Genomic DNA, 20,814 nt, shown 5'->3' on the forward strand with positions numbered 1-20,814 from the left:
ATTGCGGCGGCAGAGCGCAAAGGCCGCCCGATCAGCTTGCGCGGTCGCTGGTCAGTTGGACGAACACGTCCTCGAGATCCGCTTCGCGCGTCGTCACATCGACGATCGAATAACCCTGGCTGTTCAGCAGCGTCAGCACGTCGCCCGCGTTCATCCGGTCCATGTCATAAGTGATCGCCACGGAACGGTCGCCGGTGATCTCGCTCTTGCTGAAAGCTTCGTGCGCAGGGGCGACGTCGATGTCGCGGTCCAGCGTCAGCACGACGACTTTTTCGCGCCCCATCGCAACGAGTTCGCGGGTCGTCTTGTCCGCGATCAGCTTGCCGTGATTGATGATCGCGATCCGGTCGCAAAGCTCCTCGGCTTCTTCGAGGTAGTGCGTCGTCAGCACGACCGTCACGCCGCGCTTGTTGAGATCGACGACAAGTTCCCAAAGCTGCCGACGCAAATCGACATCGACACCGGCCGTCGGTTCGTCGAGCACGAGGATCGGCGGCGAATGGACCATCGCCTTGGCCACCAGCAACCGCCGCTTCATGCCGCCCGAAAGCGACCGGGCATAGGCGTCGGCCTTGTCCGACAAGTGCACGGCGGCAAGCAGTTCGTCGGTTCGCCGCTCGGACTTGGGCACGCCGTAAAATCCGGCGGTGTTGTCGAGCACTTCGGCAGGCGTGAAGAACGGATCGAACACGATTTCCTGCGGCACGATCCCGATCGACGCTTTTGCGTTGCGACGATCGCGGTCGATGTCGAAACCCCAGATCGACATCGATCCGCTGGTTTTGCCGACAAGCCCTGCCATGATGTTGATCAAGGTCGATTTGCCCGCGCCATTGGGACCAAGCAGGCCGAAGATCCCGCCCAACGGCACGTCGAAACTGACGTCGTCGAGCGCGAGCTTGCCCTCGTCCTGCTTGCCGGTGGGGGCATAGCGTTTGGTGATGTTGCGGATGGAAATGGCTGCTTCGGTCACGCAGCGCCTCATGCGGCATGACGGATGATGAGGCAAGACCGCGTACGAAGGGTTTGCACGCAGCGGGTGCGCAACGGGAACGCCACGGGTGGACAGATCGTCTTGCGGCAGCGCGGCAGCATTGGTAATGGCCGGGCCATGATCCAGCCGCCCGAAACCGTCCATACCGAATCGACCCGCGTGCAATGCGACGGCGCCGACGACATCCGCGCCCGCAACGGAGTTGCCCCGTCCGCGCTCGGCCATCCGCGCGTGTGGCTTGAAATCGACGAAAAGGGTTACGTCGATTGCGGTTATTGCGACCGCCGCTTCGTGTTGAAGGGCGGTCATGCCCACGACGTGACCGGCGCCCCGCCCAAAGAGGCCGCCTGATCTTCGCCAGCTTTGTCGAAATAGCGGTCAGGCAAAGGCCGCTCTTTTGATACGGTTACATTTGTGCCTATATGGCGCCGATGGAAAATTTCGCTGATCCCCGTGCGCTGCTCTACCGGCCGGAGCTGCTTGATCCCGATACCGCCAAGGCGCTGACGCATCAGGCGTTGAAGGACTGCGACGACGGAGAGCTGTTCCTTCAGTACACCACTTCCGAAGCGCTCGTTTTCGACGACGGGCGGCTGAAGACCGCCGATTATTCGTGCGAAAGCGGATTTGGCCTGCGCGGTATTTCGGGCGAGGCGACAGGTTTCGCCCATGCCAACGACATCAGCGCTTCGGCGATCCGCCGCGCTGGCGAAACGCTGCAACTTCTCGACCCGTCGAAGACGCCGCTGGCCCCACCGCCGCGCTCGACGAACCGGCACCTTTATACCGACGCAAGCCCGCTCGATGCCGTCGGGTTTGCCGAAAAGGTAAAGCTGCTGGAAACGATCGATGCCGCTGCCCGCGCCCGCGACCCGCGCGTGCGGCAGGTCAGCGTAACCCTGATGGGAAGCTGGTCGGTTGTGGAAATTGTGCGCCCCGACGGTTTTACCGCATTCGACGTCAGGCCGCTCGTGCGGCTCAACATATCCATCGTCGCGGAAACGAACGGACGGCGCGAAACCGGCGGATTCGGCCTGGGCGGGCGGCGGCTTTATGACGACCTGTTCGATCCGGCCACCTGGAACCGCGCGCTCGACAGCGCGCTTGAACAGGCACTGGTCAACCTTGAAAGCGTGCCTGCGCCCGCCGGGGTCTGCCCCGTGCTGCTTGGCCCCGGTTGGCCCGGCGTGCTGCTGCACGAAGCGGTGGGCCACGGATTGGAAGGCGACTTCAACCGCAAGAAGACGAGCGTGTTTTCCGGACGCATCGGCGAACGCGTCGCCGCGCCCGGCGTGACGGTAATCGACGACGGTTCGATCGCCGGTCGCCGCGGATCGCTCACCATCGATGACGAAGGCACGCCGACCAGCAGGACCGTGCTGATCGAAGACGGCATTCTCAATGGCTACATGCAGGACCGCCTCAACGCCCGGCTCATGGGGGTCGAGCCCACCGGCAACGGCCGCCGCCAATCCTATGCCCACGCGCCGATGCCACGCATGACCAATACGTTCATGGAAGCGGGCAACGACGATCCGGCCGAACTGATGGCGCGGATGAAAGACGGCATCTGGGCCAAGAATTTTGGCGGCGGACAGGTCGACATCGTTTCGGGCAAGTTCGTGTTTTCCTGTACCGAAGCGTTCAAGGTCGAAAACGGCAAGATCGTCGCCCCGATCAAGGGCGCAACGCTGATCGGCGACGGCCCGACCGCGCTGACAAAGATCGTCGGCATCGGCAACGATTTCGCGCTCGACGAAGGGGTCGGCGTTTGCGGCAAGGGCGGGCAGAGCGTTCCGGCGGGCGTTGGTCAGCCGACCTTGCTGGTCGAAGGATTGACCGTCGGCGGCACCGGGTAACGCGCCACTTGACCGCATCGGGGCAAGTCAGCCTCGGTTAAGCGCCGCTGTGCTACGACCCGTCGCGATAGGAGCGAGATGATGAAATTGACCAGCAAGCGCAGAATGATCGCGGCGGCGGCTCTCGTCGGATTGGTCGCGGCACCGGCCATGGCAGCGGCGAAGAAGGACCCCGAAGTCCGTCTGGCTGAACGGCTTGAAGGACGCGTTGCGGGAGAGCCCGTGCGTTGCATTGACACCAGTCGCATTCGCAGCAGCACGATCTACGATCGCACCGCAATCGTTTTCGAAGCCGGATCGACGCTTTACGTCAATCGACCTGATAATGGCGCCAGAGCGTTGCGGCGTAGCGATATCATGGTGACCAGACCGACGATCAACCGCCTGTGCAATATCGATACGGTAGAGATGCGCGATCAGTCCGGTTTCTACAGCGGGTCGGTCTTCCTTGGCGATTTCGTGCCGTACAAAAAGGCATCCTGACCGGCCGTTATCCTTTGGCGCGAGCACGCGATCGGGCGCGCAGATAACTTGCGACCAGCACCGGGCTGCTGATCAGCGGGTGCCGTTCGCGAAACCGCGTCAATGGCACGACCACGCCGGTATGCCGCTCTACCTTCCATGCAAGGTAGCGCGCCCCGCCTTCGAATGTGGTTGCGGCTCGTAACAGGCGAAGAATGTTAAGCGGCTTGCCCGCCCGCCTGCGTTGCGACCAGCGTTTCAGGATCGCAGCCTTTTCCGGTCCGGCAAGATCGGGTCGCAGCTTGTCGCCATCGCGGGCGAAGGCGATCCCACCCGCGCCCCATGCCAGCGGCAGCAAGCCATCGAAATGCTCGGCGCCGAAAGCCAGTATCTGCCCTTCGCGCCCCGCCTTTTCCACGCGCAATTCGGCACGATAGGTCGCGCGAAACAGCGCGGCCCAATAATCGGCTTCCGTCCCCTCTTCCGGGCCGAGCGCGGCGGCAAAGCGGCCAGCGGTCATCGCCGCTGTCCGGATCGCCCCAACAACGGCATCGCGCGCCGCATCGTCCGCGGTCCAAGCCAGTGCGCAGGGCTGGACGAAGCGAGCCCAGATCGTCGTGTCGAGGTGCCTGCCCGCTGCGGCATGGGCGAATGTCGCCAGGCGCATTTGGGCGACCTTGGCGCGCAGAGTGACGCCGTCCGCCTCCATCTCATGATATCCGACGCGCGGCCACAGTCCCCGTTCGCGCGGCCCATCGGTCAGGACATAGAAATCGAGCACGCCGTCGAGCACGCCCGTTCGTAAGTTCGACCCGTAGAAAATTACGGCGCGGGCCTCGCTTTCACGCGCCAGCCTGGCAGCAAAGGCGATGATTTCGGGTCGGACAGTGGCGGACAGGGCCGACATGACCCGCGCCGCGAGCGGATCAAGCGTCATCGCGATCAGGCGGTTGCGAAGCGTATGGGAGCGCCCTGCCGCAGCAGGTAGTCGCCGGCAGGAAACCGTTCGCCATCCAGCACGAAACCGCCTTCCAGCATTACGCGGACTTCTTCGGCATCGACCCGGTGGATGCCATCGCGTTCCAGTGCGGGCACGTCGACACCGCGCATGATCCGCACGAAATTGCGCAGGAATCGTCTAGGTGGCGCATCGACGACCAGCGTTTTCAGGCCGGCACGCCTTTCACCGAAAACCGCCGCATCGAGCGGTAGCCGTTCCATGGTGGACGCGAGAAATAGAAACCGCGCCGCTTCGCTGTCGAGCGTGGCGCCGTGGCGCGGGCGTGCGCCCTTGCCATAGCGGATCGCCATCTGCTTGCCCTGCCGCCAGGGCGAACGCGCGCCGCCGAAAAACGTGCTGAAAACGCCGCCGAACACCGACATGCCGACAGCCAGATTGTTGACCGCGCCCCAGCGATGGGTCGTCTGAGCCAGTTCCGTGGCATCGACGAAAGCGCCGCCGCCGAACAGGAAGCCGAGCACCGGCGTTCCTTCGCCCGCCAGTTCGATCTCGATCGGCGAACGATCGATCGTCGAGCCAGCGCGCCACGAAGCGATCAGGTCCGCAACCGTCGCATCGTCGGGCACGCCAAGGTCGATGGCGAGCGCATTGGTCTTGCCACAGGGCAACACTCCGATAACGGGTTCCGATCCGGCCCAGATTTCCGCGCCGCACGTCAGCACGTCGCGAACCGTGCCATCGCCGCCCGCCACGATCACGAGATCCAGCCCGTCCCGCACGAGTTCGGCCAACAGGCGGCGCAGTTCGGGCCGCGTCTTCGGCTCTTCGATGCGCACGCCTTCGGGCACTTCGAGACCACGGGTCTTGTTGCGGTGACTGCGCGGATTTGAAATGACGACGACGTTCGGAATAGCACCCGAATTGGCGCGACGATGTGGTGCTGGCTCCGCCTTTTCGCCGGGCGCGGCATCGCCTACGCTGTCGAATGCGAAGAGCGGCCTTGTGCAATCGTCGTAGATAGTGCCGTTCATCACGCTGCCCATAGCGGTTAACGGTGATAAAATCATCCGTAAAAAAACTGTCATATTCGGATATGCGCAACAGGGGCGACAAGGAAATCGGTTCGATCGCAGGGACATCCGCGTGCCGCCCGAACATCGCCGCCGTAGGGCGAGTCATGAAAGGGATAAGGATGCGACAGTCCATCACCACCATCGGCATCGCAAGCCATGGCCGCGGCATGATCGAAATCACTGCGCAGGTTTGCGACTGGGTCCGCGACACGGGCATGGCGACCGGGTTGCTCACCGTGTTCTGCCGCCACACTTCCGCTTCGCTCGTCATTCAGGAAAATGCGGCGCCCGAAGTTCGCCACGATATCGTCGACTGGCTGGACCGGATTGCGCCCGAAACCGCGCGCTACCGGCATGACGACGAAGGGGCGGACGACATGCCCGCGCACCTCAAATCGGTGCTGACCGGCGTGTCGCTGTCGATCCCCGTTCATGGGGGACAGCCGATGTTGGGCGCGTGGCAAGGCTTGTACCTTGTCGAACACCGTGTCCGCCCGCATCGCCGGGAGGTTGTCCTGCACCTGATCGGCGAGTAGGCGAGCGCCCGAGACCAGAATTATTTGACCGGCGCAGGATAGTTCGCGGCCGGCCTTCGTTCTGGCATTAACCTTCACCCCTTTTCGTTGCGAGACCCATGCCCGTCACCATCAAGGCGCACATCGCCTATCGCTTTTACGCACCGACCGACTTCCTCTTGCAGATGGAGGCCGCGGCGATTCCCGAACAGATTCTGTCGGGACCGGGCCTGACGTCGACCCAGAGCGAACACTTCGCGCGTATTGCCGGGCAGGACACGATCGGCGAACGCATCTGGTTGCGGGTCAACGGCGACTTCACCGCCGATTACACAATCACCGCGGAAGTTCAGCGGACGCTGGCGGATATTTCGACGCTCGGCGCGCTTCAGCCGCACAAGCTTCCTGGCGAGACAGTGCACTACTTGTTCGATTCCCGGTTCTGCCCGGGCGATCGCTTTCACAGTTTTGTCGAAGCCGAGTTCGGCGACGCCAAGGGCGGTGCCCGCATTGCGGCGATCCGCGACTGGGTCGCGGGCAACTTCACGTACGAGCCGGGCTCGAGCGTCGCGACGACGACCGCGCTCGACAGTTTTGTCGAACGGCGCGGCGTGTGCCGCGATTATGCGCATGTCGTGGTCACGATGGCGCGCGCGTCGGGCATTCCGGCCCGTTACGTAAGCTGCTACGCACCGGGCGTCGACCCGCAGGATTTCCACGCCGTGGCCGAAGTTTTCCTTGCCGATAGCGATGCGCCCGACGGCACCGGCAGTTGGCACATCATCGATGCGACCGACATGGCAGATCCAGCCAAGACAGTGAAGATCGGCGTCGGCCGCGATGCGGCCGAAGTCAGTTTCCTCACCTCATACGGCTTCGCCGAAATGCTGGACAAGCAGATCGAGGTCATTGGTTAGAACCAGCTTGTTGTGAACGTTCCCATGACGTAACGATGCTGGCTGACGACAATGTGGGCGTAACGCTGGTCAAGCCTTTCGGCGCTTGCTAACAATTCGCTTCGCACTCACCGTGAGGCCATTGCAACCATGATATTCGAAGCCGGGCAGGCCGGGGCATGACGTTCTCGGCCAACAAGCTATTGCTCTTTGGCGCGACCGGCGACCTTTCGCAGCGCATGTTGTTGCCTTCGCTTTGCGGGTTGATGAGCGACGGGTTGCTCCCCGAAAACATCGACATCATCGGCACGGCCCGTTCGGAACATTCCGATGAAAGCTTCCGCAACTTCGCCGCCGATGCGCTGGCAAAATTCCTGCCTGCAGGACGCGAGGTAAAAGTCGACTCCTTCCTGAAACGCCTGCGTTATCAGGATCTCGACGCATCGACGCCCGAAGGGTTCGATGGGCTGGCCAAGTGTGTCGGCCCGATCGGTGCGGGAGAGGACGAAGGGCTGTCGATCTTCCTGTCGACAGCACCGTTCCTGTTCGAACCCACGATCAAGGGTCTGGCCGCCAACGGCCTTGCGACGGGCAACGTGCGCATCGGGCTGGAAAAGCCGCTGGGCACCGATCTTGCCACGTCGTGCCAGATCAACGACGCGGTCGCCGCCGCGTTTCACGAAAGCCGGATTTACCGGATCGACCATTATCTGGGCAAGGAAACGGTCCAGAACCTGCTCGCCCTGCGATTTGCCAACATCATGTTCGAACCGTTGTGGAACGCGGCGCATATCGACCATGTCCAGATCACCGTGGCCGAAACCGTCGGCCTCGAATCCCGCGTCGGGTATTACGACACCAGCGGCGCCTTGCGCGACATGGTGCAGAACCACATGCTCCAGCTGCTAGCGCTTGTCGCGATGGAGCCGCCGACCAGTTTCGATGCCACCGCCGTGCGCGACGAAAAGGTCAAGGTGCTGCGCGCGCTGCGTCCGGTTCAGCCCAACGAGACCGTCACAGGCCAATACAAGGCGGGCGCGATCAACGGCGAGGCGGTTCCCGGATATGACGAGGAACTGGGCAAAGGCAGCGGCACCGAGACGTTCGTCGCGATCAAGGCGCATATCGACAATTGGCGCTGGAAGGGTGTGCCGTTCTATTTGCGAACCGGCAAGCGGATGCCCGAACGCACAACCGAGATCATCGTGAAGTTTCGCTGCGTGCCGCACTCGATTTTCGCCGACAAGGGCGCAAAGACGCTGCCCAACACGCTGGTCATCGGCATCCAACCGCGCGAAAATATCCAGCTTTCGCTTATGGCAAAAGTGCCCGGCCTCGATCGTGAGGGCATCCGGCTGCGGCAGGTTCCGCTCGATATCGCCATGCCCGATGCCTTTGCCGGGGCGGATCGGCGCATCGCCTACGAACGCCTGTTGCTCGACCTTGTCGAAGGCGACCAGACGCTTTTCGTGCGCCGCGACGAGGTAGAGGCGCAGTGGCACTGGATCGACGCCATCCGCGCGACATGGGCCGCTGAGGGAATCGAGCCGAAGAGCTATACCGCCGGAAGCTGGGGACCGTCCGCGGCCATAGCCCTGGCGGAACGCGACGGCGTCACGTGGCATGAGTAACTAACGTCGCAGGCCGGGCGGGTTTTCCGGTTTGAGCCTGACGGACAGCCCTGCTACGCTGCACTGCAATAATCGGTGGGACATCGGGAAGAGGGAGCCCGACAACCGCCCAATGACATGAAGGAACGATGTGGCCGAACTGCACCCTACCCTCGCCCGCGTAACAGAACGCATCGTCGCACGAAGCCGCGATAGCCGGCAGCGATATCTCGACCTCATGGCCAGAGAGGGCGCGCGGCATCCCGACCGGAATGTGCTGGCCTGCTCGAACCTTGCCCACGGTTACGCCGCGATGGGCGATGACAAGGCCGCGATCGGCGGCGGCAAGGCGCCCAATCTTGCCATCGTCACCGCCTACAACGACATGCTGTCGGCGCATCAGCCCTATGGCCGCTATCCCGAAGCGATGAAGATCTACGCCCGCGAAGTCGGCGCCACCGCGCAGGTCGCTGGTGGCGTTCCAGCGATGTGCGATGGCGTGACGCAGGGCCAGGACGGGATGGACCTGTCGCTGTTCAGCCGCGACACGATCGCGATGTCGACGGCCATCGCGATAAGCCATGAAATGTTCGACGGCATGGCCCTGCTCGGCATTTGCGACAAGATCGTGCCCGGCCTTTTGATCGGTGCGCTGCGGTTCGGGCATCTGGCGGGCATTTTCGTGCCCAGCGGCCCTATGCCCAGCGGCATCGGCAACAAGGAAAAGCAGAAGACACGGCAGCTTTACGCCGAAGGCAAGGTCGGCCGCGACGAGTTGCTGGCAAGCGAGTCCGCGTCCTATCACGCGCCGGGCACCTGCACGTTCTACGGCACGGCCAATTCCAATCAGATGATGATGGAGATGATGGGCCTGCACTTGCCGGGCGCAGCCTTCGTTTCGCCCAACACCCCGCTACGCAGCGCGCTGACCCGCGCGGCGGTCCATCAGCTGGCAAAGATTTCGACCCGAGGTTCCGACCCGCGCCCGCTGTCGGCTTGCATCGACGAAAAGGCTATCGTGAACGCCGTCGTCGGCTTGCTCGCCACGGGCGGTTCGACCAATCATGCGCTCCATGTGCCGGCCATCGCGCGCGCCGCTGGCGTGCTCATCGACTGGAGCGATTTCGACGAACTGTCGCACGCCGTGCCGCTGATCGCGCGCGTCTATCCCAACGGTTCGGGCGACGTGAACCATTTCCATGCCGCCGGGGGCATGGGTTACGTCATCCGCGAACTGCTTGATTCAGGCCTCGCGCACGACGACATCGTCACCGTGGGTGGCGCAAGTTTGGCCGATTATGCGATGGAACCGGTCATGGCGGAAAAGGACCTGTCGTGGCAGGCCGCCCCCGCCACCCCGCTCGACCCCACGATGCTGGCGCCGGTGTCCGATCCTTTCCTGCCCGACGGCGGAATGCGGCTGCTGACCGGAAATCTTGGCCGTGCGACGATCAAGACCAGCGCGGTGGACAAGGAACGGTGGGTAGTCGAAGCCCCGGCCCGAGTGTTCCAGACGCAGGAAGATGTCGCCCACGCGTTCAAGGCGGGCGAGCTTGACCGCGACGTCGTCGTCGTCGTCCGCTTTCAGGGCCCGCGCGCCAACGGTATGCCCGAACTGCATAAATTGACCCCGCCGCTCGGCGTATTGCAGGATCGCGGGTTCAAGGTCGCGCTGGTCACCGACGGGCGCATGTCGGGCGCATCGGGCAAAGTGCCTGCCGCGATCCATTGCACGCCCGAAGCATTGGCCGACGTCAACGGTACCAGCGGCCCGCTCGCCTATCTGCAGGACGGCGACATCGTGCGCGTCGATGCCGACACAGGCACGCTTTCGACCACCGCCGACCTGTCCGCCCGCGTGCCGGCCATCGCGCCCCCTGCGGCGCAGGGCGTGGGGCGCGAACTGTTCGCCATCATGCGGGCCGGGGCCGATGGCGCCGAAAAGGGCGGTTCGGCGATGCTGGCGCTGGCCGGACTTTAACGCGGAAATTTGCCGCGGGAATGCGATGCCGGATCAGGCACCCGCAGGATTTGAGGATTTTGACGACATGACCGACATCTATTCCATCATGACCATGGCGCCGGTGATCCCGGTGCTGGTGATCGACGATCTCGACACTGCCATTCCGATTGCAGAAGCATTGGTCGCAGGCGGATTGCCCTGTCTCGAAGTCACTTTGCGCACCCCATGCGCTCTCGACGCGATCGAAGCGATGAAGACCGTGCCCGGCGCGATCGTCGGTGCCGGCACCGTGCTGTCGACCAAGGACCTTGAAGCGGTAATGCGCGCGGGCGTCGAATTCGTCGTCTCTCCGGGCCTGACCGAAAACCTTGGCCGCGCGGCACGCGAGGCGGGCGTGCCTTTCCTGCCCGGCATCGCGACCAGCGCGGACATCATGACCGGCCTCGATCTCGGCCTGTCGCATTTCAAGTTCTTTCCGGCAGAAGCTAACGGCGGCCTGCCCGCGTTGAAGGCGATCGCCGCGCCGTTTGGGATGGCGAAATTCTGCCCCACCGGCGGCATCACGCTGGAAAGCGCGCCCAAGTGGCTCGCGCATCCGCAAGTGCTTTGCGTCGGCGGCAGTTGGGTCGCGCCCAAGGGGGCCGATGCCGAAACTATCCGCATGCTCGCCGCCGAAGCTGCCGCCATCACACCTTCCTGACGGGGAAAATCCGCCCATGAACCCCAAGATCGCCGCTCTCCACGAACGCCTGCGCGAACTGCACGATCGCACCCGCGACACCCCGCTGTTCAACCCGGTCTTCCAACTGGGGCTGGAGTTTTCGCGAAAGCTTGAAACGGGCGACATGGGTCTCGCCGACATCGACGATCTGGTCAGCTCGCTGGAATGCGAGGGATTGCTGGCGCGGGCGCAGAAGCTCGATCGCATGGTCGCGCCGATGGATCCGGAAACGAACCTTGCCACGTTTCGTGAACGGCCCGGCGATTTCGCTGCATTCGCCGAACGGTGGCGGCATCCGTTGCTGCACGTCGTGTTCACCGCGCACCCCACCTTCCTGCTGACCCCGGCGCAGGCCGGGACGGTCGCGCAATCGGCATCCGACGGTTCGATGGATGGCGCCCACGTGTGCACCGCCCCGTACGATCGCGTGCCGATCACGCTCGATTCCGAACACGACGCCGCGATGTCGGCGATGAGCCGCGCACAAGGCGCACGCGACCGCATCGTGCGCACGCTGTTGGCAAGCGCACGGGATGCCTTTCCGTCAGAATGGAAATCGCTCGCCCCGGTGCCGGTGCGGCTGGCGACGTGGGTCGGTTACGACATGGACGGGCGCACCGACATCGGCTGGAACACGTCCATCCGATACCGCCTGTCGGAAAAGGCCGAGCGGCTGGCCGGATATGCGGCGATGCTGGCCGAAGCCGCGCCCGATATCGCGGGCAAGCTGGCCGCCGCTGCCGAATATACGGGCGAAATGGCCGTCAATTTCGCCAAGGACCTGTCCGACCCCGCGCTGTTGAGCCATGCGGCCAACACGCTGACTGCTGCGCACCCGGACAAGCTTACCAGCCTCGCGCCCATCATGACGCAACTGGAAACCGCCGCGGCCGATGCCGATGACGCGACCGCCATCGGTTTGCTGACGGCGGTTGCCGCGATGCGGGCCGACGGGCTGGGCATGGGCTGGATCCACTTCCGCGTGAATTCCAGCCAGCTGCAGAACGCAATCCGCCGGCGGGTCGACCCGGAATCCAAGCTCGACCTGTCGAGCCAGGCTGCGCTGGGCGCCATCCGCACCGCGCTTCGCGAAGCGAGACCGCTGAACAGCAATTTCGCCGCGCTCGCCATCGAATCGAGCACGGCGATTCGCCAGTTCCTCGCGATGCAGCAAATCCTGAAGCACATCGATGCCGATGCGCCGATCCGGATGCTGATCGCCGAATGCGAACAGCCGCAGACGGTGCTGGCCGCGCTTTATTTCGCAAAGCTGTTCGGCATCGACGACAAGGTCGACGTCTCGCCGCTATTCGAAACCGAAACCGCGTTGGAACACGGCGGACGTTTCCTCGATGCACTGCTGGCCGAAGAGGACTACCGCGCTTACGCCAAGCTGCGCGGGCGCGTCTGCATCCAGACCGGCTTTTCCGATGCCGGTCGCTTTGTCGGGCAGATTCCCGCCAGCCTAGCGATCGAACGGCTGCAGGGTCGGCTTGCCGATGCGATGAAGGCCAACGGACTTTCTGACGTGGCGGCGCTGATCTTCAACACCCACGGCGAATCGATGGGTCGCGGCGCGCATCCGACATCGATGAAAGACCGGCTGGAATGGCCGCTGTCGCCATGGACCCGTCGCCGTTTCGTGCGTGCCGGGATCAGGCTGGAACCGGAGGTCAGCTTTCAGGGCGGAGACGGCTATCTCTGGTTCGGGACGCCCGAACTGGCGCTCGCCACGCTGACGCGGATCGCGGAAAATCCTCCCGGCGAAACCGATTCCGATGCGCCGACCGACCAGTTCTATCGCCGCACCGATCTCAGCCTCGATTTCTATCGCGCGATCCGACGGGTGCAGAACATGCACCTCGTTTCATCCACCTATAGCCGCGCGGTGACCGCGTTCGGGCTGGGCCTGTTGAACGATACCGGCAGTCGCCGTTCGCGCCGCCAATCCGATCTGGCATCCGACCGCAAGATGAGCCTGCGACAGATCCGCGCAATCCCACACAACGCCGTGCTGCAACAGCTGGGCTATCCGGTGAACGTGATCGCGGGTTTCGGCACCGCGGCGGACACCAACCGCGAGGAAATCGCCGCGCTGCTGGTCGAAAGCGAACGCGGGCGGCAGATGCTGCGGCTGGTTCGCGCCGCCGACGCATTGGCCAGCATCAAGACGGTGGCCGCGCACGGCGAACTTTTCAACTCCGCCTATTGGGCCAGCCGCCCCTATCGCGGGACCGAAGAACACCTGACCGACGCCTGCCTGTCGCTTGCCGAATACCTGACGAAGGATGACCGCGTCGGCGTGTTCCGCCGTCTTGCCAGCCGGTTGCGGGTCGATGCCATGCACCTGCACAAACTGATGGACGTGCTGCCCGAAGCGACAGAGGAATTGGGCGCGCCCATCTCCGGCCGCGAACACAAGCGTCGCTCGATCGGCTTGCTACAATCGCTGCGGCTGGCGCTGTTACAGCACATGTTCCTGAAAGCAGTACAGGTGCCCGTCTTTTCCCGCAGCAACGACATCAGCCGCGAAGACGTGCTGGAGATGGTGTTCACGTTGCGCATCGACGATGCGCTCACGCAATTGCGCCGCGCCTTTCCAACCAGTTTCCCGTCCATCGACGACTTCGCGGTGGATGAGCCAAGCGATTATCCCGACGGCGGCGACAGCGGTTACCTCGCCATCCGCCGCGATTTCATCGACCCCATCGAAAAGGCCTATGAGCTAGTTCTGCGGATAGGCACTGCCATTGCCAACGAATTCGGCGCACACGGCTGATCCACGGCGCGCAAGGGGGCACACGATGACCGGCTGGATAACGCGGCTGCGGCCGGACCCGTTCGTGCTGTCGCTGTTTGCGGCGATCGTGCTGGCATCGTTTTTTCCGCCACGCGGTAACGCGGCGCAGGTATTTGCATGGATGGCCGATGCGGGAATCGTGCTGCTGTTCTTCCTGCACGGGGCGAAGCTTTCGCGCGATGCCATTGTTGGCGCGCTGACGCACTGGCAGCTGCATCTCGTGATCCTTGCGGCGACTTTCGTGCTGTTCCCGGTCGTCACGTTGGCGTTGGCGCAAGTACAGGGGCTGGACGCCAATCTTGCGCGCGGCATGATCTTCGTCGGTGCCGTGCCATCCACGATGCAAAGCGCGGTCGCCTTTACCGCCATGGCGGGCGGCAATGTCGCGGGGGCGGTCTGTGCCGCCGCGGTGTCGAACATGGCGGCGGTGGCGATAACCCCGGCGCTTTCGGCGCTGTTTGCGGGCGGCGGCGGCGGGGCCGAAATCTCCGGCACCGCGGCGTTGCGCATCGTGATGCAGTTGCTGCTCCCCTTTGTCGCCGGTCATTTCCTGCGCCCGTGGATCGGTGCTTTCGTCGGCCGCCACAATCGTACGGTGTCGCTGCTTGATCGCGGTACGATCGTGCTGATCGTCTTCGTCGCTTTTGCCGCTTCCGTCGTCGAAGGGTTATGGCAGCGCACCGGCGTCGGCGAACTTATGCTGGTAATCGTGCTTTGCCTCGCGCTGCTGGCGGTGGTGTTTGCAGGCAATGCGTTGGCCGGACGCATCCTGCGCTTTTCGCGCGAGGACCGGATCACGATCCAGTTCGCGGGCTCTAAAAAGTCGCTTGCGGCGGGCATCGCCTTTGCCGGTGTCCTGTTTCCACCGGCCAGTGTCGGCGCAGTAATGCTGCCGCTCATGATCTATCACCAGCTCCAGATGATCGTTTCGGCCATGCTGGCGGCGCGCTGGGCGAAACAGAACACTGCGCGAATCGTTTGATCGCGGGGGGCCGACATGCAAAAGCGCGAACCCATTATGGCAAACCCGCTCGATCCGCATGACAAGGCCGTACTGGCCAAGGCCGAAACGCTGGTAGAGGCTTTGCCTTACATCAAGCGATACGCAGGCCGTACCTTCGTCATCAAGTACGGCGGCCACGCCATGGGCGACCCCGAAGCTGCGCTGGACTTTGCCGAAGACGTCGTGCTGCTGGGCGCGGTGGGCATCAACGTCGTCGTCGTGCATGGGGGTGGACCGCAAATCGGCGCGATGCTCAAGAAACTGGGCGTCGAATCGAGCTTCGTCGATGGACTGCGCGTTACCGACAAACAGACCGCGGAAATCGCGGAGATGGTCCTGTCGGGTCGCATCAACAAGGAACTGGTCAGCTGGATCGCCAATGCCGGCGGCCGCGCGCTGGGCATTTCGGGCAAGGACGGCGGGCTGGTGACGGCCACGAAAGTGCACCGCACGCGCAAGGACCCCGACAGCCTGATCGAACAGGTCGTCGATCTCGGTTTCGTGGGCGAACCGAAGAAAGTGGACACACGGATCATCGACACGGCCGTCAACGCGGGCCTGATCCCGGTGATCGCGCCGATCGGCGTGGGCGAAGACGGGCACACCTACAACATCAACGCCGATACCATGGCGGGCGCGATTGCCTCTGCGCTGGGCGCGGCGCGGCTGTTCCTGCTGACCGACGTGCCGGGCGTGCTGGACAAGGATGGAAGCCTGCTTACCGACCTGACGCCGGGCGATATTGCAAAGCTCAGGGAAGATGGCACGATCTCGGGCGGGATGATCCCCAAGCTCGAAACCTGCGTTCAGGCGGTTGAGGCTGGTTGCGACGCGGCGGTCGTGCTCGACGGGCGCGTGCCCCATGCGATGTTGCTGGAAATCTTTACCGAACGCGGCGCGGGCACCCTGATCAGGAACTGATCCGATGCGCGCGATGCTAATTGCCGTCCCATTCGCCTTTTCGATCGCGGGGTGCTCCGGCAGCGGCAGCCCGGCACCGGATACGGGCGACACCGCCACCCCGTCCGCAACCGCATCGCCAACAATCAGCCCCGAACCCGGCGCCAGCGCGACGGGCGACGCTTTCGCAGAACCTCTGCCCGGGCCGACCGACAAGGATCCGCTAAGCCTGCTCGTATACTGGAAGGGCGCGATTGAGTCTGGCGACTTCGCTGCCGCGAACAAGGCCTGGCGCGCAGGCACGACACCCGCCGCCGTGCCGCAGGGGACTAGCCCCGCCATCGTCAGCGTTGGCCTAGGCCAGCAGGAAGGCGCCGCCGGTTCGATATATTTCACGGTTCCGGTCACGGTGACCGTCGATGGCCCCGATGGCGAACAGATCCCCGCCACCGGCACGCTCACTGCACGTCGGGTCAACGACGTCGAAGGCGCCAGCGCCGAACAGTTCAGCTGGCGCATCGTTTCCATCGACTGGAATTAGGCGCAACGCCGAGGATTCGCGAAAGGACCGGATAACCCGCTGTGCGAAGCGCATGTGGCGGTTGATACACCGCACCACCGTGGGCTAGATGGCGGGCACCCCGCCACGGCCAAGGATAGATCGAGTGTTCCTGCTCACCCTGCTTCAGATCGTCGACCTTTTGGTCTCGGTGGTCGTATTCCTCATCATCGTGCAATTCGTGCTGTCGCTGCTGATTGCGTTCAACGTAGTGAACACCAGCAACCAGTTCGTGTCCGCAATTTACAGCGCAGTGAACGCCCTGCTCGATCCGATCCTGCGACCGATCCGGCGGTTCATGCCCAAAACCGGCGCAATCGACTTTTCGCCGCTGGTGCTGATCCTCGCGCTCAACATCATTCAGATCGTGCTGCGCAATCTCGTGATCGCCGGTTACTGATGGCCGATATCATCGACGGCAAGGCATTCGCCGCAGCGCTTCGTGAAAGCATCGCGGATGGCGTGGCGGATTTCGTGGCAAAAGCCGGACGCAAGCCGGGTTTGGCGGTAGTGCTGGTCGGCGAAGACGCGGCCAGCCAGGTCTATGTCCGCAACAAGCACAAGGCGACCATCGCGGCAGGCATGGAAAGCTTTGAATACCGCCTGGCCGCCGACACGTCGCAAGCCGAACTGCTCGCACTGGTCGAGGCGCTGAACGCCGATCCGGCGGTTGACGGTATCCTCGTGCAATTGCCGCTGCCCAACGGGCTGGACGAAAACGCGGTGATCCAGACGATCGACCCGGACAAGGACGTCGACGGCTTCACCACCACCAGCACCGGACGCCTGCTGACCGGGCTGCCGGGCTTTGTCGCCTGCACCCCGCTGGGCTGCCTGATGCTGCTCAAGGACCGTCTGGGCGACCTTTCGGGGAAAAGCGCGGTCGTCATCGGACGCTCGAACATCGTCGGCAAACCGATGGCGCAACTGCTGCTGCGCGAAAGCTGCACGGTGACCATCGCCCACAGCCGCACCGCCGACCTGCCCGCCGTTGTGCGCGGGGCGGACATCGTGGTCGCCGCGGTCGGCCGCCCCGAAATGGTGAAGGGCGACTGGCTGAAGCCGGGCGCGACCGTCATCGACGTGGGCATCAACCGAGTTCCCGCCGCCGAAGAGGGCAAGACGAAGCTGGTCGGCGACGTCGATTTCGCCAGCGCGAGCGAGGTCGCGGGCGCGATCACGCCAGTGCCGGGCGGGGTTGGGCCGATGACGATCGCCTGCCTGCTCTACAACACGCTCGAAGCGGCGAACCGCCGCGAAGGGATCGCTTGACCATGTATCGCCTTGGCATCGCCTTCGCCTGCGCAGCCCTGTTGGCCGGATGCGCCGCATCGCCGCGCGGACCGCAGACGGGCATGCGCAGCGAAATGCTCAAACCGATCGCCAAGCCGGGCGACGTCGTCGCGACCGAGCTCGCATTTGCACGTGCGGCAGGGGAAAAGGGCCGGTGGGCCGCATTCCGCGAATATGCCGCAGATACCGGCGTGATGTTCGTGCCCGAAATGGTGAACGCGCAAAGCTGGCTTAAACGCCGCGCCGAACCGACGACCCCGCTGGTGTGGGAACCTTACGAGGTATGGTCCAGCTGCGACGGTTCGATCGGCGTTACGCGCGGGGGCTGGCGGTCGGATACGAAAAAGGGATGGTTCACGACCGTATGGCAGCGGCAGGATGACGGTTCTTACCGCTGGCTGCTCGACCATGGGGACGAGGATGCGAAAACGCCCCCGCCGCCCGAAATGATCGAGGCGCACGTCGCGGAATGCCCCAAATTGCCATGGCCGCCGGCACAAACACTGAACGTGGCCGCGCCCGGCAACGGCGAATTCTTCGGCGGTGCGTCGGATGACGGCACGCTGCGCTGGGGCGGACGCGTCGACAACTGGGGCGGTCGCATCGTCACGATCGATGTGTTCAACGGCACCGAGTTCCAGCGCGTCCTGCATCAGACCATCGCACCCCCGGTCAAGGACTGAACCGTGTTCGAACTGTTCGTTTCGGCCTTCGTCACGTTTTTCGTCGTGATCGACCCGCCCGGCTGCGCGCCGATCTTTGCAGGTCTGACCGCCGACGCCTCTGCGGCGCAGCGCCGCAGCATGGCGATCCGGGCCACAGTCATCGCGACCATCATCCTCGTAATTTTCGCCCTGTTCGGGGAAGACCTGCTGGGCACGCTGCATATCGAACTCGATGCGTTTCGCATAGCCGGCGGGATCATGCTGTTCGCCATTGCCATCGACATGGTGTTCGAAAAACGCACCGAACGTCGCCATGACCGGGCGGACAAGGTTCTGGCGCAAAGGGACCCGACGCACGAGGTTGAGGATGTCGCGGTTTTCCCGATGGCCATGCCGATGCTGGCAGGGCCCGGCGCGATCGCGTCCATCATGTTGTTGATGGCGCGCGCGGGCGGGTGGGAACAGACCGCGGCGATCCTCGCCGCGCTGGCTGTCGTGATGTTGTTGACGCTGGTGGCCTTGATTGCCGCCACGCCAATCATGCGGTTGTTCGGGCAGCAATTCGAATCGGTGGTGACGCGACTTCTTGGCGTGATCCTTGCCGCGCTTGCCGCCCAGTTCGTGATCGACGGGCTGCGGGGCAGTTTCGATATCTAGCGCCTATCGCAAGAAACCATCACTGCAATGTCGATTGGTCGTCGCCGTCGTGGTGCCCATAAAACTGCATGAGCTGCACCAGAAGTTCGCACCGTTCGCGCAACCCATTGGCTTCCAGCAGCGCCTGTTTCGACGCTGCATCGAACGGAGCGACCTGCGACACGCCGTTGATCAGCGCGACATCATCCAACCGGCTCACCTGCTCCCAATCCACGGCATAGCCTTGGCTGTCGGCGAAATGGCGCGCTTCCTGTTCAATCGAAGCGCGTTCGACCGGATACAGGACCTCGTCTTCGTCTTCCTGCAGAAGCTCGGCATCGACTTGCCGAAACGGGGTCGTCACGTCGAGTTCGCGAACGATCCGGAAGCGTCTGAGCCCGTCGAGCACAATGTTGAAACGTCCGTCCTCCAGCGCCTCCACATCCTCGATCCGGCCAAGGCAGCCGATCTCGAAGAGGGGCGCACCCTCGGCCGGACGGACCGGCTGGATCATGCCGATCATCCGGTCGCGGGCCAGCGCATCCTTGATTAACGAACGATAGCGCGGCTCGAACACGTGCAACGGCAATTGCAGGCCGGGAAAGAGCAACGCCCCCGACAGCGGGAAAATCGATACCCGTGCAGTTTCGACGATCGATCCCATGCGCAATGCCATCCTCAGCCGAACAGGATCAGCGAGAGGCGACGACGGGTTGCGGAAACCCACGGATCTTCCATTCCGACCGCCTCGAAAATCTTCAGCAGCGTCGATTTGGCCGCGCCGTCGTTCCAGTCGGGCTCGTTCTGGATCATCTTCAACAGCGTATCGGCGGCGATATCGCGCTGGCCCGACGCAAAGGCGGCATTGGCAAAGGCGATCTGCGCATCCATGTCGGCAGGACGTTCGGCGGCGGCCATGCGCAGGTTTTCAAGCTCGCTGTCGTCGGGACGATTTTTCGCCAATTCGATCGCAACGGCAGCGCGTTCGACCGCGGCATCCTTGCGGACATCCTCGGGCAACGCGGCCAGCGCTGCATCGGCCTCTGCCACCTGCCCTGCTTCGACCATCGCGCGCAGCAATCCGGCGTGCGCGGTGGGGTTTTCCGGCGCCATGTCGACGATCTGAGTGAAGATGCCCATCGCCCGTTCGGCGTCGCCGGTGGCCAGCACTTCTTCGCCCATGGCCAACAGCGGGCCGACATCGGGGGCCGCGCTCTCTTGGCCATAGGCGCCCGCTTCGACCGGCAACTGGGTCAGGAGCTGATCGAGCACCTGCTTCAACTGTGTTTCACTGCGCGCCTGCGTCAGGTCGGCAACCGGCTGGCCCTGAAACATCGCATAGACCGTGGGTATCGACCGCACTTGGAACTGCGCGGCGATAAACTGGTCCTCGTCGACATTCACCTTGGCCAGAACGACGCCCTTGTCGGCATATTCGGCGGCGATCTTTTCCAGCAGCGGGGTAAGCGCCTTACACGGCCCGCACCATTCGGCCCAGAAATCGAGGATGACCAGCTTGGTCATCGACGGTTCGACAACCGTGGCGCGAAAACGCTCGACCGCCTTCTGCTCGTCGATTTTGAGGCCCATGCTCGCCAAGTCCGCTTCTCCTGTATGTCGTTCGTTGCACGCGGGGCCGGATAGTCGGCCGGGCGGCGGTCAGATGCGCAATGTGGGACAGATGCGGGCTTTTTCCAAGGGCCGGCGTGGAACGTTGCGATATACGGAAATTTCCGGTTGCAGCCCTATCGGGTGCCTGCTAATGGCGCGCCTCACCCCGACCGGAAGGGCATTTATCCAACCGGTTTCAGGCGTTCGAGCGGGCGTAGCTCAGGGGTAGAGCACAACCTTGCCAAGGTTGGGGTCGAGGGTTCGAATCCCTTCGCCCGCTCCATTTTTTGCAC

21 protein-coding genes and 1 tRNA gene are annotated in these 20,814 nt (G+C 63.6%); 17 read left to right on the top strand and 5 right to left on the bottom strand.

Annotation, left to right across the window (positions count from 1 at the left end; translation table 11 throughout):
* Window positions 1-31: 31 nt before the first annotated feature.
* Window positions 32-985 (bottom strand): ABC transporter ATP-binding protein, encoded by a 954-nt coding sequence (locus EKN06_RS08160; protein WP_205693853.1) that lies wholly within the window; start codon window positions 983-985, stop codon window positions 32-34.
* Between the two features lie 126 nt (window positions 986-1,111).
* Here EKN06_RS08160 and EKN06_RS08165 point away from each other — a divergent pair, with 126 nt between their 5' ends.
* From EKN06_RS08165 to EKN06_RS08175, 3 genes are all read left to right on the top strand, one after another.
* Window positions 1,112-1,345 (top strand): zinc-finger domain-containing protein, encoded by a 234-nt coding sequence (locus EKN06_RS08165; protein ID WP_127612428.1) that lies wholly within the window; start codon window positions 1,112-1,114, stop codon window positions 1,343-1,345.
* Window positions 1,346-1,425: 80 nt separating this feature from the next.
* Window positions 1,426-2,853, top strand: a complete 1,428-nt coding sequence (tldD, locus tag EKN06_RS08170; RefSeq protein ID WP_127612429.1) for a metalloprotease TldD — start codon at window positions 1,426-1,428, stop codon at window positions 2,851-2,853.
* Window positions 2,854-2,934: 81 nt separating this feature from the next.
* Window positions 2,935-3,336 (top strand): hypothetical protein, encoded by a 402-nt coding sequence (locus EKN06_RS08175; protein ID WP_240654691.1) that lies wholly within the window; start codon window positions 2,935-2,937, stop codon window positions 3,334-3,336.
* 7 nt (window positions 3,337-3,343) lie between these two features.
* Here EKN06_RS08175 and EKN06_RS08180 read toward each other — a convergent pair whose 3' ends face one another.
* Together EKN06_RS08180 and EKN06_RS08185 are read right to left on the bottom strand one after the other, a co-directional pair.
* Entirely contained in the window at window positions 3,344-4,252 is a 909-nt protein-coding gene (locus tag EKN06_RS08180; RefSeq protein WP_127612430.1) for a hypothetical protein, read from the bottom strand.
* A gap of 5 nt (window positions 4,253-4,257) precedes the next feature.
* The gene (locus EKN06_RS08185; RefSeq protein ID WP_164843996.1) at window positions 4,258-5,307 is read right to left on the bottom strand and encodes a diacylglycerol/lipid kinase family protein; all 1,050 of its coding nucleotides are present in this window, start codon (window positions 5,305-5,307) and stop codon (window positions 4,258-4,260) included.
* A gap of 161 nt (window positions 5,308-5,468) precedes the next feature.
* Here EKN06_RS08185 and EKN06_RS08190 point away from each other — a divergent pair, with 161 nt between their 5' ends.
* The 13 genes from EKN06_RS08190 (at window position 5,469) to EKN06_RS08250 (ending at window position 18,931) form a co-directional block, all read left to right on the top strand.
* Window positions 5,469-5,885, top strand: a complete 417-nt coding sequence (locus tag EKN06_RS08190; RefSeq protein WP_127612432.1) for a secondary thiamine-phosphate synthase enzyme YjbQ — start codon at window positions 5,469-5,471, stop codon at window positions 5,883-5,885.
* 98 nt (window positions 5,886-5,983) lie between these two features.
* Entirely contained in the window at window positions 5,984-6,781 is a 798-nt protein-coding gene (locus tag EKN06_RS08195; RefSeq protein WP_127612433.1) for a transglutaminase-like domain-containing protein, read from the top strand.
* A 158-nt stretch (window positions 6,782-6,939) separates the two neighbouring features.
* Complete coding sequence (gene zwf, locus EKN06_RS08200; protein ID WP_127612434.1) at window positions 6,940-8,391, top strand: glucose-6-phosphate dehydrogenase; 1,452 nt, start codon at window positions 6,940-6,942, stop codon at window positions 8,389-8,391.
* 130 nt (window positions 8,392-8,521) lie between these two features.
* Window positions 8,522-10,351 (top strand): phosphogluconate dehydratase, encoded by a 1,830-nt coding sequence (gene edd, locus EKN06_RS08205; protein ID WP_127612435.1) that lies wholly within the window; start codon window positions 8,522-8,524, stop codon window positions 10,349-10,351.
* Between the two features lie 67 nt (window positions 10,352-10,418).
* Complete coding sequence (gene eda / locus EKN06_RS08210) at window positions 10,419-11,033, top strand: bifunctional 4-hydroxy-2-oxoglutarate aldolase/2-dehydro-3-deoxy-phosphogluconate aldolase (protein ID WP_127612705.1); 615 nt, start codon at window positions 10,419-10,421, stop codon at window positions 11,031-11,033.
* A 16-nt stretch (window positions 11,034-11,049) separates the two neighbouring features.
* Complete coding sequence (locus EKN06_RS08215; protein WP_127612436.1) at window positions 11,050-13,833, top strand: phosphoenolpyruvate carboxylase; 2,784 nt, start codon at window positions 11,050-11,052, stop codon at window positions 13,831-13,833.
* 25 nt (window positions 13,834-13,858) lie between these two features.
* Window positions 13,859-14,836, top strand: a complete 978-nt coding sequence (locus EKN06_RS08220; protein WP_127612437.1) for a bile acid:sodium symporter family protein — start codon at window positions 13,859-13,861, stop codon at window positions 14,834-14,836.
* A 36-nt stretch (window positions 14,837-14,872) separates the two neighbouring features.
* Window positions 14,873-15,778 (top strand): acetylglutamate kinase, encoded by a 906-nt coding sequence (argB, locus tag EKN06_RS08225; RefSeq protein ID WP_127612438.1) that lies wholly within the window; start codon window positions 14,873-14,875, stop codon window positions 15,776-15,778.
* A gap of 4 nt (window positions 15,779-15,782) precedes the next feature.
* Complete coding sequence (locus EKN06_RS08230) at window positions 15,783-16,298, top strand: hypothetical protein (protein ID WP_127612439.1); 516 nt, start codon at window positions 15,783-15,785, stop codon at window positions 16,296-16,298.
* Window positions 16,299-16,422: 124 nt separating this feature from the next.
* Window positions 16,423-16,716, top strand: a complete 294-nt coding sequence (locus EKN06_RS08235) for a YggT family protein (RefSeq protein ID WP_127612440.1) — start codon at window positions 16,423-16,425, stop codon at window positions 16,714-16,716.
* Window positions 16,716-17,588 (top strand): bifunctional methylenetetrahydrofolate dehydrogenase/methenyltetrahydrofolate cyclohydrolase FolD, encoded by an 873-nt coding sequence (gene folD, locus EKN06_RS08240; protein ID WP_127612441.1) that lies wholly within the window; start codon window positions 16,716-16,718, stop codon window positions 17,586-17,588. Before EKN06_RS08235 ends, folD begins: the two co-directional genes overlap by 1 nt.
* The gene (locus EKN06_RS08245) at window positions 17,585-18,292 is read left to right on the top strand and encodes a Cif family virulence factor (RefSeq protein ID WP_127612442.1); all 708 of its coding nucleotides are present in this window, start codon (window positions 17,585-17,587) and stop codon (window positions 18,290-18,292) included. Before folD ends, EKN06_RS08245 begins: the two co-directional genes overlap by 4 nt.
* A 3-nt stretch (window positions 18,293-18,295) precedes the next feature.
* The gene (locus EKN06_RS08250; RefSeq protein WP_127612443.1) at window positions 18,296-18,931 is read left to right on the top strand and encodes a MarC family protein; all 636 of its coding nucleotides are present in this window, start codon (window positions 18,296-18,298) and stop codon (window positions 18,929-18,931) included.
* A gap of 19 nt (window positions 18,932-18,950) precedes the next feature.
* On the opposite strand, the gene EKN06_RS08255 is transcribed toward EKN06_RS08250, so the two are convergent.
* Window positions 18,951-19,574: an LON peptidase substrate-binding domain-containing protein gene (locus EKN06_RS08255; RefSeq protein WP_127612444.1), complete on the bottom strand. Its 624-nt coding sequence runs from the start codon at window positions 19,572-19,574 to the stop codon at window positions 18,951-18,953.
* A 14-nt stretch (window positions 19,575-19,588) separates the two neighbouring features.
* Complete coding sequence (locus EKN06_RS08260) at window positions 19,589-20,500, bottom strand: tetratricopeptide repeat protein (RefSeq protein WP_127612445.1); 912 nt, start codon at window positions 20,498-20,500, stop codon at window positions 19,589-19,591.
* A gap of 229 nt (window positions 20,501-20,729) precedes the next feature.
* On the opposite strand from EKN06_RS08260, the gene EKN06_RS08265 reads away from it, so the two are divergent.
* Window positions 20,730-20,804: transfer RNA gene (locus EKN06_RS08265), tRNA-Gly, on the top strand.
* Window positions 20,805-20,814 lie beyond the last annotated feature (10 nt).

It is taken from the genome of Croceicoccus ponticola, from assembly GCF_004004515.1.
GTDB lineage: Bacteria > Pseudomonadota > Alphaproteobacteria > Sphingomonadales > Sphingomonadaceae > Croceicoccus > Croceicoccus ponticola.

Bases quoted from the DNA above. Each gene is read 5' to 3' on its own strand.
- EKN06_RS08160 (WP_205693853.1), bottom strand. From the start codon at position 985: ATGAGGCGCTGCGTGACCGAAGCAGCCATTTCCATCCGCAACATCACC.
- EKN06_RS08165 (WP_127612428.1), top strand. From the start codon at position 1,112: ATGATCCAGCCGCCCGAAACCGTCCATACCGAATCGACCCGCGTGCAA.
- tldD (WP_127612429.1), top strand. From the start codon at position 1,426: ATGGAAAATTTCGCTGATCCCCGTGCGCTGCTCTACCGGCCGGAGCTG.
- EKN06_RS08175 (WP_240654691.1), top strand. From the start codon at position 2,935: ATGAAATTGACCAGCAAGCGCAGAATGATCGCGGCGGCGGCTCTCGTC.
- EKN06_RS08180 (WP_127612430.1), bottom strand. From the start codon at position 4,252: ATGACGCTTGATCCGCTCGCGGCGCGGGTCATGTCGGCCCTGTCCGCC.
- EKN06_RS08185 (WP_164843996.1), bottom strand. From the start codon at position 5,307: ATGAACGGCACTATCTACGACGATTGCACAAGGCCGCTCTTCGCATTC.
- EKN06_RS08190 (WP_127612432.1), top strand. From the start codon at position 5,469: ATGCGACAGTCCATCACCACCATCGGCATCGCAAGCCATGGCCGCGGC.
- EKN06_RS08195 (WP_127612433.1), top strand. From the start codon at position 5,984: ATGCCCGTCACCATCAAGGCGCACATCGCCTATCGCTTTTACGCACCG.
- zwf (WP_127612434.1), top strand. From the start codon at position 6,940: ATGACGTTCTCGGCCAACAAGCTATTGCTCTTTGGCGCGACCGGCGAC.
- eda (WP_127612705.1), top strand. From the start codon at position 10,419: ATGACCGACATCTATTCCATCATGACCATGGCGCCGGTGATCCCGGTG.
- EKN06_RS08215 (WP_127612436.1), top strand. From the start codon at position 11,050: ATGAACCCCAAGATCGCCGCTCTCCACGAACGCCTGCGCGAACTGCAC.
- EKN06_RS08220 (WP_127612437.1), top strand. From the start codon at position 13,859: ATGACCGGCTGGATAACGCGGCTGCGGCCGGACCCGTTCGTGCTGTCG.
- argB (WP_127612438.1), top strand. From the start codon at position 14,873: ATGGCAAACCCGCTCGATCCGCATGACAAGGCCGTACTGGCCAAGGCC.
- EKN06_RS08230 (WP_127612439.1), top strand. From the start codon at position 15,783: ATGCGCGCGATGCTAATTGCCGTCCCATTCGCCTTTTCGATCGCGGGG.
- folD (WP_127612441.1), top strand. From the start codon at position 16,716: ATGGCCGATATCATCGACGGCAAGGCATTCGCCGCAGCGCTTCGTGAA.
- EKN06_RS08255 (WP_127612444.1), bottom strand. From the start codon at position 19,574: ATGGGATCGATCGTCGAAACTGCACGGGTATCGATTTTCCCGCTGTCG.
- EKN06_RS08260 (WP_127612445.1), bottom strand. From the start codon at position 20,500: ATGGGCCTCAAAATCGACGAGCAGAAGGCGGTCGAGCGTTTTCGCGCC.